At 69.9% G+C, this 13,022-nt stretch carries 7 protein-coding genes; 5 read left to right on the top strand and 2 right to left on the bottom strand.

Features of this window, described 5'->3' with window-relative positions; all coding sequences use genetic code 11:
* The first annotated feature begins 253 nt into the window (after nucleotides 1-253).
* Together AWC17_RS02790 and AWC17_RS02795 are read left to right on the top strand one after the other, a co-directional pair.
* Nucleotides 254-4,120 (top strand): Pls/PosA family non-ribosomal peptide synthetase, encoded by a 3,867-nt coding sequence (locus tag AWC17_RS02790; RefSeq protein ID WP_244193465.1) that lies wholly within the window; start codon nucleotides 254-256, stop codon nucleotides 4,118-4,120.
* Between the two features lie 563 nt (nucleotides 4,121-4,683).
* Nucleotides 4,684-6,000: an MATE family efflux transporter gene (locus AWC17_RS02795; RefSeq protein ID WP_046186604.1), complete on the top strand. Its 1,317-nt coding sequence runs from the start codon at nucleotides 4,684-4,686 to the stop codon at nucleotides 5,998-6,000.
* A 279-nt stretch (nucleotides 6,001-6,279) separates the two neighbouring features.
* On the opposite strand, the gene AWC17_RS02800 is transcribed toward AWC17_RS02795, so the two are convergent.
* Entirely contained in the window at nucleotides 6,280-6,663 is a 384-nt protein-coding gene (locus tag AWC17_RS02800) for a hypothetical protein (RefSeq protein ID WP_141224432.1), read from the bottom strand.
* Nucleotides 6,664-6,833: 170 nt separating this feature from the next.
* On the opposite strand from AWC17_RS02800, the gene AWC17_RS02805 reads away from it, so the two are divergent.
* On the top strand, nucleotides 6,834-8,096 hold the full coding sequence (locus AWC17_RS02805; RefSeq protein WP_052742804.1) for a DegT/DnrJ/EryC1/StrS aminotransferase family protein: 1,263 nt from the start codon (nucleotides 6,834-6,836) through the stop codon (nucleotides 8,094-8,096).
* Between the two features lie 14 nt (nucleotides 8,097-8,110).
* Here the strand turns inward: AWC17_RS02805 and AWC17_RS02810 are convergent, their stop codons facing one another.
* Complete coding sequence (locus AWC17_RS02810; protein ID WP_046185231.1) at nucleotides 8,111-9,499, bottom strand: FAD-binding protein; 1,389 nt, start codon at nucleotides 9,497-9,499, stop codon at nucleotides 8,111-8,113.
* 195 nt (nucleotides 9,500-9,694) lie between these two features.
* Between AWC17_RS02810 and AWC17_RS02815 the strand changes: the two genes are divergently transcribed.
* Both AWC17_RS02815 and AWC17_RS02820 read left to right on the top strand, forming a co-directional pair.
* Nucleotides 9,695-11,620 (top strand): N,N-dimethylformamidase beta subunit family domain-containing protein, encoded by a 1,926-nt coding sequence (locus tag AWC17_RS02815; RefSeq protein WP_197083462.1) that lies wholly within the window; start codon nucleotides 9,695-9,697, stop codon nucleotides 11,618-11,620.
* Nucleotides 11,617-12,912, top strand: a complete 1,296-nt coding sequence (locus AWC17_RS02820; protein WP_046185230.1) for a hypothetical protein — start codon at nucleotides 11,617-11,619, stop codon at nucleotides 12,910-12,912. The genes AWC17_RS02815 and AWC17_RS02820 overlap by 4 nt, the downstream gene beginning before the upstream one ends.
* Nucleotides 12,913-13,022: the final 110 nt, after the last annotated feature.

Here is a 13,022-nt window from a genome sequence, read left to right on the forward strand (position 1 = left end):
CCCACCGGGGCGATGCGATGAAGGCACTCACCGGCGCATCCCGCAGCTTCGGACCGACCCGGCTCCAATGTCCACGATCAACCGACATCAACCTCGGCTGCTAGCTGATGATGCCCTCCCTGGCGGCCTACCCCGCCGGCCCACCCGGGCCGGCGGGGCGGGACATCGCCGCCGTCCTGGGCAACGCTGCGGCACTGATCGGGTCGCGGTCACGGCCGATACCGCAAGCCGGTCGAACTGTGCCCTAGACCCGGTGTCGTCTGCTCCCAAGCCGCGCACGCTCGTTGAGATCCTCGAAAAAACCGCGTCGCGCTACCCCGACGCGCCCGCCCTCGACGACGGCACGGGCATCTTGACCTACCGCGACCTGATCGCCGACCTCCATAAAAAGGTGGCGTGGCTGGCGGCCGCCGGGATCGGTCGCGGTGACCGCGTCGGAATCCGTATGCCGTCGGGCAGCAACGCCTTGTATGTCGCAATCTTGGCCACGCTGGCCGCCGGCGCGGCCTATGTGCCGGTCGATGCCGAGGATCCGGACGAGCGGGCCGACCTGGTCTTCAACGAGGCGCAGGTGGTGGCGGTGATCACCGGGCAGGGGCTGGTCGGCGGTCCCGGCTCTTCGGGCGGGCGGCGGCCGTCCGCGCCGCTGGTCGGCGACGACGCCTGGATCATCTTCACCTCGGGCTCTACCGGAACCCCGAAGGGTGTTGCCGTCACCCACCGCAACGCGGCGGCGTTCGTGGACGCGGAGGCGCAGATATTCCTGCCGCACGACCCGATCGGGCCGGGCGACCGGGTGCTGGCGGGGTTGTCGGTGGCGTTCGACGCCTCGTGTGAAGAGATGTGGCTGGCGTGGCGGCATGGCGCGTGTCTGGTGCCGGCCCCGCGGTCGCTGGTGCGCGCCGGCAGGGAGTTGGGGCCCTGGCTCTTGGCCCGCGGTGTCACGGTGGTGTCGACGGTGCCGACGCTGGCCGCGCTGTGGCCGGCCCAGGCTCTTAAGAGGGTCCGGCTGCTGATCGTGGGCGGCGAGCCCTGCCCGCCCGAGCTGGCCGAGCGGCTGGCGGCAGACGGCCGGGAGGTGTGGAACACCTACGGCCCCACCGAGGCCACGGTGGTGGCCTGCGCGGCCCGGCTGACCGGCAGCGGGCCGGTGCGCATCGGGCTGCCGCTGCCCGGTTGGGATCTCGCCGTCATCGACCGCGACGGTCAGCCGGTGGGCAACGGCGAGGTTGGTGAGCTGGTGATCGCAGGTGTCGGGTTGGGGCGCTACCTTGATCCGGAGCTGGACGCCCAGAGATACGCGCCACTGCGCAGTCTGGGCTGGGGCCGCGCCTACCGCAGCGGCGACCTTGTGCGGCTAGAGCCCGAGGGGCTGGTTTTCATCGGACGCGCCGACGACCAGGTCAAGGTCGCGGGTCGGCGCATCGAGCTGGGCGAGGTGGATGCCGCGCTGGTCAATCTGCCCGGTGTCAGCGCCGCAGCGGCCGCGGTGCGCCGCACGGCCGGCGGCGCCGCGCTGCTGGTGGGCTACCTCGTGAGCAGCGACCCGTCGTTCGACCTGGCGGCCGCGCGCACGGCGCTGCGCCAAACGCTGCCCGCCGCGGTGGTGCCGCGGCTGGTGCTGGTCGACGAGTTGCCCACCCGCGTGTCGGGCAAGGTCGACCGGGACGCGCTGCCGTGGCCGGTTGCCGAGACGGCGGACCAATCGCCGGACCTGGGCGGCACGATGGGCTGGCTGGCCGGCCTGTGGCGCCACGTCCTGGGCGCTGCCGTCGACGGCCCGGACGCTGACTTCTTCGCCCTGGGTGGGGAATCGTTGTCGGCGGCTCAACTGGTGGATGCGCTGCGGCAGCGCTATCCGCAGGTGACGATCGCCCAGCTCTACGAGCATCCCCGGTTGTCGTTGTTGGCCGGGTTTCTCGATGAACTCGATCCGCCGGTCCGCGTCGCGCCGCGGCCGGTGCGCCCGACGCCGCGGTCAACACAGGCCGCGCAGGTGTTGCTGTCGCTACCGCTGGCGACCCTGACCGGCATGCAGTGGGTGACGTGGCTGGCTCTGGTCAGCAATGTGGCCGCGGTGCTGCGTCCGCTGCCGTGGCTGGTGACGCTCGAATGGTGGTGGATCATCGCCGGCTTCGTGCTGTTCATCACCCCGCCGGGGCGGGTAGGCGTCTCGGTGCTCGGGGCGCGGCTGCTGCTGTCGGGTTTGCGGCCGGGCAGCTACCGGCGCGGGGGCTCCGAGCATCTGCGGGTGTGGTTCGCCGAAGGTGTCGTGGAGGCCAGCAGAGTGCAAAACCTCGTCGGCACACCGTGGCTGGTCTGCTATGCCCGCGCGCTGGGCAACAAGGTCGGCAAGGGCGTGGACCTGCACGCGATGCCGCCGGTGACCGGGATGCTGAGGCTGGGTCACCGCAGCGCGATCGAACCGGAGGTCGATCTGTGTGGGCATTGGGTCGACGGCGACCTGTTTCATGTCGGCCGGATATGGATCGGTAACGACGCGATCGTGGGCGCGCGGACCTCCGTGCTGCCCGGCGCGTCGGTGGGTGACAACGCCCAGGTCGCCCCGGGTTCCAGCGTGGCCGGCACGGTGGGCAACGGCCAGTACTGGGCGGGTTCGCCGGCAGAGATGTCCGGTGCGGCCCGTCACCGGTGGCCGCGGCAGCGCCCGGTCCGCGCGCCGCTGTGGGTGGCGGTGTTCGCGCTGACGCCGATGCTGCTCGGCGCGCTGCCGCTGGTGGCTGAGTTCGCGGGACTGGCGGTGCTGAGCTTCGGGGTGCGCGACAGCCGCACGTTGCTCGACGCGATCGTGCCGACGGTGGCCTGGATACCGGTGGCCGTGGCCGCGTCGCTGAGCGTGTACGCGACGCTGACAGTGCTCGGGGTGCGGGTGCTGTCGCTAGGGTTGAGGGAGGGTTACCACCCGGTACACAGCCGGCTCGGGTGGCAGCTGTGGGCCACCGGGCGGTTGATGGCTGCCGCGCGCAACTACCTGTTCCCGCTGTATGCCAGCCTGCTCACGCCGTGGTGGATGCGGCTGCTCGGGGCCAAGGTGGGCCGCGGCACCGAAATCTCCACGGCGCTGCTGACGCCGAAGTTCACCGTCGTCGCCGACGGCGCCTTCCTGGCCGACGACACCATGGTGGCGTCCTATGAACTGGGCGGCGGCTGGATCCAGGCGGCCACCGCCACCATCGGCAACCGCGCGTTCCTCGGCAACTCCGCCATCACCTCGCCCGGCCACCGGGTGCCCGACGGCGGACTGGTCGCGGTGCTGTCGTTGGCTCCACGCAAGGCCACGACGGGCTCGTCATGGCTGGGCAGCCCTCCGGTGCGGTTGCGCCGCCGGACGGTCAAGGCCGATGCGGGCCGCACCTATCACCCGTCGATGCCGCTGAAAATGATGCGCGCAGTCGTCGAGACCGCCCGGCTGATTCCGTTGCTGGTCAGTTTCGCCACCGGCGTCGCCGTCGTGGACGCCCTACAGTGGCTGGCAAGCCAATTCGGCTACCGGTGGGCGGCGCTGGGCAGCGGTGTCGTGCTGCTAGCGGCCGGCGCGATCGCCGGCGGCGCCGCGGTGGTCGCGAAATGGCTCTTGGTCGGCCGGATCCGGGTGACCGAGCGGCCGCTGTGGTCGTCGTTCGTGTGGCGCAATGAAGTGTCCGAGGTCTTCATGCAGACGGTGGCCGCCCCCTGGTTCGCGCGGGCCGCCACCGGCACGCCGATGCTGAACCTCTTTTTGCGCGCGCTGGGCGCCTCCATCGGCCGGGGCGTCTGGTGTGAAACATACTGGCTGCCCGAGGCCGACCTGGTGACCCTGGGCGCCGGCGCCACCGTCAACCGCGCCTCTGTAGTGCAGACGCATCTGTTCCACGACCGGATCATGCGCACAGGCACCGTCGTCCTGGAACCCGGAGCCACACTGGGCCCGCACAGTGTGGCGCTGCCAGCCGCCCGGCTGGGGGCCGGCGCCACCATCGGACCGGCGTCCCTCGTCATGGCCGGCGACCAAGTGCCGCCCTCGACCCGCTGGCAGGGAAACCCCATCACCCCGTGGATTTCCCACAAGACACCCCGCCGCCTGCCGGCCCGCGGCCAAACCAAGAACATCGCCGCATGAGAAATCCGCTAACCAGGCCGATCCCCGCGGTCGCACTGGGTGCCCCAGCGCCTTCGACCGTCGGATGGCCCGTTTTGGCATGGAGCGGCAAGCTGCGTATCGGTGTGGCGCTGGATTGCCGCGCCCGTTTCAAAGCCATTGATGCAAAGTTGGTGTCGAGGGCTGTCTGGCGGCGTGTGGGGGCCCGGGCAGCCAAAGGCGCGGCGTCGTGGTTTCCCTATGACGACCATCTCGGCTCCAAGGCCCGCTATCGGCGCGACAGCCCATACCGGGCTATGGCCAACCGCGAGTCGGGTTCCCGGGGCCGATGCTAACCTCGTCACGAGGCTCGTCACACGCGCGCCTATAGCAGCAGGCCCTGTAGGCGTATTGGGTACATGGAGGTTGGGACGGGGGCCTGACGCATGATTCCCCGGGGAACATCAGAGGCCGCACCGGCGGGTTCGGGTAGCCATGCGGTGATTCGAGTGAGGAAGCATCACAAGCTGGCCGCCCGGTATTCGATCTCCGGTTTAATCGATGACGTGGTGGCGAGCCTGCGCGCCGCTCTCGGCTGACCGGCGTTGACCGACGGGGGCCGGCCCGCCGCCGGTGGTCGACAGATCGCGGCACTGGCGCTGCCCACCCTAGCGGTGTTGGCCGCGGAGCCGCTGTACGTGTTGTTCGACTTCGGTGTGGTCGGGCACCTCGGAGCGTTGCCCCTGGCGGGTCTGGCCATCGGCGCGCTGATACTCGGCGAGACGCAGTTGACGTTCCTGTCTTACGGAACCACCGCGCGCGCAGCGCGGTTCTTCGGATCCGGCGACCGCGCGGCGGCCGTCCACGAAGGGGCACAGGCGACGTGGCTGGCGCTGGCCATCGGAGCCGTGATCGCGATCGTGGTGGAGGCTGCTGCGGTGCCCCTGGTGTCGGTGATTGCGTCCGGCGGTGACATCGCCGCGGCGGCGTTGCCCTGGCTGCGGATCGCGATTCTGGGCGCGCCGGCGATTCTCGTCTCACTCGCAGGAAACGGGTGGATGCGCGGCGTGCAGGACACGATGCGTCCGCTGCGCTATGTCGTTGCGGGGTTCGGGTTATCGGCGCTGCTGTGCCCGCTACTGGTCTACGGGTGGTTGGGATTGCCCCGCTTGGGGCTGGCGGGGTCGGCGGTGGCAAATCTCGCCGGGCAGTGGCTGGCCGCGCTGCTGTTTTGCCGGGCGGTGCTGGCCGAGCGGGTTTCGTTGCGCGTCGACCGTGCGGTGCTGCGGGCGCAGGTGGTGCTGGGCCGCGATCTTTTTGTCCGCATCGTCGCGTTCCAGGTGTGTTTCGTCTCGGCCGCGGCGGTGGCTGCCAGGTTCGGCGCGGCAGCGGTCGCCGCGCATCAGGTGGTCGTGCAGTTGTGGAATTTCCTTGCGCTGGTTCTTGATTCGTTGGCGATCGCGGCGCAGGCGCTGGTCGGCGCGGCGCTGGGTGCGGGCAATGCCGTACACGCGAAGTCGGTGGCGTGGCGCATCACGGCGTTATCGCTGGTGGCGGCGACGGTGCTGGCGCTGCTGCTCGGCGCCGGGGCGCCGGTGGTGCCCGAGTTGTTCACCGACGACCAATCGGTGCTGAACGCGATCCACGTGCCGTGGTGGTTCCTGGCCGCCCAGCTTCCCATCGCCGGGATAGTCTGGGGTCTCGACGGGGTGCTGCTTGGCGCCGGGGACGCGAAGTTCCTGCGCAACGCCACCGTAATCAGCGCACTGGTCGGGTTTTTGCCGCTGATCTGGTTGTCGCTGGTATTCGGCTGGGGGTTAGCAGGAATTTGGTCTGGGCTGGCCACGTTCACCGTCCTGCGACTGGTTTTCGTCGGTGCTCGCACCCTCTCCGGCCGCTGGGCAGTCACCGGAACAGGGTGAACGTCCGCACCTCGGCGGCCTTGGCGTTAGCATGGTTCCCCGCTCCAAGCTGGTGAGGGACTTCCCGCCTGCGATGCGAGGACCCTGCGCATGCCACCATCACGGGGCATCTGATTAATGGCCTTAATGGCCCCATGATTGAAATCGAAGCGTCGGCGTGCACGGTCGGCGCCTCCGCTCCCGTGCGCAACGCCAACCACTGACCGGTGTCGTGGAGGCCGACGCTCAGCGCGGGCATCGCCGCTGCGGCGGCGGTGCCCGCGCTGAGTAGGTCGGCGATTACCTACGGCCGTGCGGACCGAGGTTGATACCGCCGCCGGTGTTGCTGCCGACGCCGCCATTGACGCCATTGACGCCGTGCGGGCCAAAGTTGGCGCCGCCGCCGGTGTTGCTGCCGACGCCGCCATTGACGCCGTGCGGGCCAAAGTTGGCGCCGCCGCCGGTGTTGCTGCCGACGCCGCCACTGATCGGGCCGAGGTTGATACCGCCGCCGGTGTCGCTGCCGCCGTTGACGCCGATGCCGCTGTCATTCGGATCAGCACTGGCGACGCCGGAGCCTATGCCGAAGGTGCCGAGTGCGAGGGCCGTGGCCGCGGCAAGTGTCCATTTGCGAAGGTTTCGCGGTGTCTTCATGGGGTTCCTCTCTGCGTTGAACGGGCACAACTTAACGGAAATATGTTGGTATCCCCCAACTTCGTGGCCATACCCCTAGGGGGTAGGTCTATATCCCAGGCCGACGGTACACGGGTTGTCGAGTGTTCGCAAACTCCACCAACCGCCTGGATGCCATAACTGCGTAAGGTGGTCGTCTTGAAGCATGGCCTGGAGGTGTGGTGGCAGAACTGGCGTTGCGCGGGGGTCCCCCGGTGTGGTCGGGCGGCTGGCCCGACTGGCCGCAGTACGACCAGGCCACGATCGAACGCGTCACCGCGGCCCTGACCAGTGGCCGGTGGACGCTGACCGGGGGCTGGACCGGGGTCGAGCCCTACGAGCGCCGGTTCGCCCGGCGGTTCGCCGAGTTCCTCGGGGTTCGGTATTGCGTGAGCACCGACCACGGTTCCAGCAGCCTTGCCATCGCGCTGGAGGCCATCGGGGTGGGGGCCGGAGACGAGGTTGTGGTGCCGGTGTTCACCTGGGTCGCCACCGCCGCCGCGGTGCTCAACGTCAACGCCGTGCCGGTGTTCGCCGACGCCGATCCGGACACCGGCTGTGTGAGCCCGGCGGCGGTGGCCGAGGCGATCACCGACCGCACCAAGGCGCTGATCGTGGTGCACCTGCATTCCCGGATGGCCGACATGGACGCCATCGGCGCACTCGCCGAGCAGCACCGCCTGGCCGTGGTCGAGGACTGCGCACAAGCCCACGGTGCCCGCTGGAACGGTCGGGCGGCCGGGTCGCTGGGTGGTGTCGGCGCGTTCAGCATGCAGCAGGGCAAGGTGCTGAACTGCGGGGAAGGCGGTGCGGTGAGCACCTCCGACCCGCTGCTGTATGACCGGCTACAGCAGCTACGGGCGGACTCGCGTCGTTACCCGGACGCGGATCCGGCGATCGGTTACCCCTACCTCACCGAGGCATGCGAGGTGATGGGCACCAACCACTGCCTGCCCGAAATTTCCGCGGCGCTTCTGCTGGATCAGCTGGAGCGGCTGCCGGCGCAGCTCGAGCAGCGCGCCCGAGCCGGTGAGCTGTTGGACGACGAACTCGCCAGGGTGCCGGGCTTGCGGCCGCTGGCACGGCCGGCGCAACTCGAGCTGCCCAGCGTGTTCGCCTACGGTGTGCGGCGCGATCCCGACGCTTTCGCCGGCGCGCCGACCGACCTGGTGTGCGCGGCGGTGGCCGCCGAACTGGGTGTGCGGGTGCACCGCGCCGACCGCCCTCTGCACCAAAACCGGCTGTATTGCCCCGAGACGAAGCCGCGCTACCGCTGGTTGCGCGACCGGCTGCGGCCGCCGGTAGGAACCCGGTTTCCGCACGCCGAGCAGCTCTACGACAACCTGATGCTGCTGCCGCACCGGGTGCTGTTAAGCAGTCCGACGGGACTGGAAGCCGTCGTGGCCGCCTTCGACAAGGTCGCAAAGCGCGCCGACATGCCGTGACCTCGGTGTGCGATTCAGCCTCTCAGGAGTCTGGCCGCGGTCCAGCGGGCCAGCGCCAGCGTCGTCAGCGACGGGTTCGCCGCGCCCGACCGGGGAAACGTCGCGGGACCGACGACATACCCGCCGGCCGCGGCGGTGAGCTCGCCCGTCTCGCCGACGTGCGCCCCGCCCAGCGGCAGCGTGCCGGATTCGTGCTCGACGGTGCCCAGCGGCCAGCAGTAGCCGACCGGCACGCCCGGCGGTTCATCCATGACCCGGGTCAGTGCTCGATCGAAGGCCAACGGCGCGGCCAGGAAGCCCGGAAAGCGCAAGGCTGGCGCCGTGCGTCCGCCCAGGTTTGCCCACAGCGCGGTCAGCTCGCGTCGCTGCGCGGCCAGCACCTCGCGGTCGAGTTCGCTCAGCGACGGTGTCACCACGCCGCGCCAGGGAACCCGTCCGGTATCCGGGAACGAGACGACATTGTGTTCCGAACGCATCTGCTCGCCCATCGCCCACACGTCGAGGAGCACCTCGTCGGGGCTGGCGGGCAACGGTCGAGTGCGCGCGAACAGGTTGGACCGGCTGCCGTGGCCGGGCTCGTACTCGAACGCCTCCGCCGGCCGCGGCCAGCCCAGCGCGGCGGCCGGCAGCCGCACCACAAAGCCCTGGACCAGGTGGTCGTTGAGGCCGGTGAACGCCGGTGGCCGGTCGGCGCCCGCCAGCTGCGCCACCAGCCTGGTGTTGTCCAGGGTTCCCGCGGCGAGCACCACGGTCCGGGTGGCAACGGCCTCGACGTCACCCGTGCACATGTCCCGCACCCGAACCCCGGTCACCCGGCCCGCGCGGGTCACCACGTTCAGCACCTGGCATCCGGCGCGCAGCCTGGGCCGGCCCGCCCGCTCGCCGGGCGCCGTCCAGTGCATGCAGCGGTCCAGCGGGGTGTAGGCGCGCCAGCCACCGTTCCCGTCGGGCCGCACCGCCTGCGGCACCGCCCGGCCCGACGCCAGCACCCCCGCCAACCGGCCCTCGCCCCGGCGGTCTGGGGTCAGCGAACCGCCCGCCCAGTCCGCTAGATCTCGCTCGACCTGATCGTAGAGACCTACGGCACCGGCCGACTGCCCACGCAGCGCCGACCGCGCCGGGTCGGGCCAAGCCTGGTCGGCCAGGGCCCACGCCTCCAGTCGCAGGACCACCCCATGCCAGGACAACGATCGCCCCCCCACGACCGATGTGCGGCCATCCCACGAGTAATGCGGCGGCGCGGTGCTGCCCCATCTGAGCGGGGCCGCGCCCGCCGTGCCTGCGTGTGCTCCGCCGGTCTCGACGACGAGAACGTCGTCGACTCCACCCGCCACGATCGCGCTCGCGCATTCCAGCCCGCTGAGTCCGGCGCCCACCACGACGACGTCGGCGGTGTCGCTCATTTCCCATTCCTCCCTCTCGACGTTTGCCGCGCAAAATCCCGGGTTACCCCGCCACGGTATGCCGTGTTACGTGACCTGGCGGATCGGTTCGGGTTGTGCGGCGATTAGCCGGGTTGGGCTTCGCGCATGATCAGATGATCGTTCAGGTTCAGGCCGACCAGCTCGTAGGGTCCGCGGGAGGAGGAAGGATCGGCGGTGACGGGAGATTCGGGAAGCGGGTCAGCGGGCCCGCGAGCGGCACCAAGTGGGTGGGCCGAGGTAGCGGCGCAGGTGTATCCGCGTGAGCCGACGGCGCGCCCGGGGGGGCGGCTGGTGCTGTACGTGTCGACCACCGAATCCCGCTACCGGGTGGCGTTCTTTCGGGTCGGCCTGCAGACCGTCCACCTGGGCACGAGCTCACCGCGGCGCGGGTACGACCTGCCGCCGGGGCTGCCGGAGCAGGATTGGGGCTGGCCATCGGAGGAATTCGACATTCCCGGCGGCTGGCCGGGCGGCGTGTACCTGGCGGTGATCACCGCCGCCGATGTGGTCAACCCGCCTGACGAGGCGCCCGCGATCGATGCACGGTCGGGCCGGGCGCTGTTCGTCGTCCGCAAACAGGCGGGCGATACGTCACCGATTCTGTACAAGCTGGCCTGGGCCACCTACCACGCCTACAACGCCTCGGGCGGCGGGAGCATGTACCACACCGCATCATTCGTGCCCGCGGCATCGACCACGGTGCTGACCACCCGCCGGCCCGGCGGCGGCACCGGCGGTCAGCTGTCGTTTCCCGAGGTGGACGATGTCTACGACGCGAGCACCCCGCGCGAAGGCTTCGCGCATTGGGATCTGCCGATGATCCGGTGGCTGGAGAGAGAAGGCGTCGCGGTCGATTTCTGCACCGACCTCGACCTGCATCGTGACCCCGATGTGCTGGCCGGCTACCGGCTGCTGCTCAGTGTTGGCCACGACGAGTACTGGAGCGCACGGATGCGCCAGGCCGTTCAGCGGTTCGTCGCGGCGGGCGGTAACGTCGCCTTCTTCAGCGGCAACACCAGCTGGTGGCGCATCGATCTGGCCGACAACGGCGATATGACCTGTGTGCACCCACCGGTCAGCCATCCCCAGGGCGGGCAGTGGTGGCGCAGCGTTCCGGAGAACGCCATGACCGGCGTCAGCTACCGGCACGGCGGCGGCTGGTGGGACGGCCCCCGAGACCCCGTCGGCTATACGGTCCAGCACGCCGGGCACTGGGTGTATGAGGGTTTGGGTCTGCGCAGCGGGGACACGTTCGGCGCCGAGGAGCGGTTGATCGGCTACGAGTGCGACGGGGCGACACTTGAGCGGGGACCGGGAGGCGATTTGCGGGCAGCCGGTACCGACGGCACCCCGCCGCAATTGGCGGTGCTGGGCGTCGCGCATCTGGGCGAGGGCTGGCAGGACCGCCCGGCCGGTGCCGACGCCAACGCCGTGCTCGGGGTCTACAGCGCCACCGGGACGGTGTTCAGCTGTGGGACCACCGACTGGCCCAGGGTTCTTGAGCAGGGCAATGCGGTGGTGGCGGGGGTGACGCGTAATGTGCTGCGCAAACTGGCCCACCGTGGGGTGCGGGTGTTGGGGCCGTTTCCGGCCCGCCATCGTTACTGCCTGGCCGTGGCCGGGCAGCCCGCCACATTTCATGTCGCGCTACACCGGCCGCTCCGTGATGGCACCCGGTTCAGTTGGACGGTTGCCGTGGGCGATCGGCCCGCCGAACCGATCGACGGTGGATTGCGTTGTGATACAACGATTCCCGATGGACCAGGGCTGCTCACCATCACGGTGCTCGTTGAGGACGCCGAGGAACAGGTGTTCGGCTGGACAAGCATTCCGGTGCTGTCGCGGCAGCAGGCCGCCCAGGTCGACGTGCTGTGCGGGCTGCGGGACTTGGTGATCGCCGCCGTGCCCGCGCTGAAGCCGACGGCCGAGGTGGGGGTGGGTAACCGCCCGTTCGGTGACCCGCGGTGGGACCCGGTTCGCGACGGGCTGCGCAAACCGATGGCCCCCAATACTTTCCGCGAAATATTGATCCGCGCGGATCAGCTGGCTCGAATCGTCGAGCCCTTCACGCACCAGGCCACGGGGGAGGAGGCCCGATGACAGCACACCAGGCCCACCGGCACGCCGGCGATGGACGCGGCGCGGACTACACGCGACTGTTCGATCACGTCGTCGACCAATTGGCCGACCAACTCCCGCCCGGCCCCGCCTTGCCGGTGCTGATCCCCACGGTCGGCTTCGGTGGGCAGAACCGGGCCGTGCTCGACCACACCCTATGGGAGCTGGCCCGGCAACGGTGTTCGGTGCCGATCTCGGTGGTGCTGTTGGTCAACCGGCCGGCGAGCAGGCCCGCGGATGACACCCTGGTGCGCGCCCGCGCAGCGATGGCCCGTGCAAGTTCATTAGCGGTGCGCTTCGCTGCCGCCGAAGTGGTGTTGTCGACCCGGATTGGTCTTGGCGAGCTTCGGCAGCTCATGCTCGACGCGGTGGTATGCGTGCAGCGCTTGGATCCGGCGCGCACCGGTTTCGTCATCGCCGACGACGACCTCACACACCTCCCAATGGGAGTCCTTGACGACCTGCACCAAGCGGTGACCGGATCGGCGCGCGCCGACCTTGCAGTGGGCCCGGTGCTGTTCGACAGCCCCGAGGCGCCCGCCCCAACGATGCCGGTGTTCTTCGCGGCCGACGCGCTGCGCGCCCTGCTTGGCGCCAAGTTGGTTCGCCGCGAGGTGGCCATGCCGGCCGACCCGGAGCGCGCCGAGCAGTTTCGGCATTACGCGGAGTCGATCGCGCTGAGCTGCAACTTGATCGTGCGCGGCTCGGCGCTGGCCCAGGCCGGCGGGTTCGTCCCGTACAACGAGATCACCGGTGTGCTACGCGGAGTGCATGGTGTCCGTTCCGCGCGGTTGGTGGGCACCTGGGATTTTCAGCCCCACGACGACGATGTCCTGGCCGATCTGTATCGCAGCGCGGTGCGGATCAGTGCGCGACGAGCCTTGGCCGCCTACCTATCCCGGGGTGTTCCATCGGTCGCTCAATGGCGGGTATGTCGCTTCCGATCGTCGCGGGTCGACCCGGTGCGGGTGGCCGAACCGGTGGTGCCCGACGGCACCCAGTTGATCTCCCACTTACGACCGCATCAGATCAGGACCTTGTCCGAGGAGCTGACCGGTGCCCTGACTAGTACCCTGCGCTACTTCCCGCCCGACGCCGACGTCATCACCGACAGCCTTACCGCTCTTGGCCTGCCGCCGGGGTCGGTGTCGATCAGCGTGGGCAGGGACGCTAACGACACCACACTCCAGATCAAGCACGCCTCGGGCTTACTCGACCGGCTCCGGGCAGTACAAGAACTCGTCAGGGCCGAACCCTGGGCGGCAAGCGGCTGAAACCCCAGTCAGGTCGTGGCGGCCACCACCACTGCCCGCCGAGGCCGCACCGCAGCGCGGAAATGCGGAGAAACTGCGCCGCGCCAGCGAGACCGGGTGACCGTTGGCCA

The sequence above is a fragment of the Mycobacterium nebraskense genome, from assembly GCF_002102255.1.
Taxonomy (GTDB): Bacteria; Actinomycetota; Actinomycetes; order Mycobacteriales; family Mycobacteriaceae; genus Mycobacterium; species Mycobacterium nebraskense.

Bases quoted from the DNA above. Each gene is read 5' to 3' on its own strand.
- AWC17_RS02810 (WP_046185231.1), bottom strand. From the start codon at position 9,499: ATGAGCGACACCGCCGACGTCGTCGTGGTGGGCGCCGGACTCAGCGGG.
- AWC17_RS02820 (WP_046185230.1), top strand. From the start codon at position 11,617: ATGACAGCACACCAGGCCCACCGGCACGCCGGCGATGGACGCGGCGCG.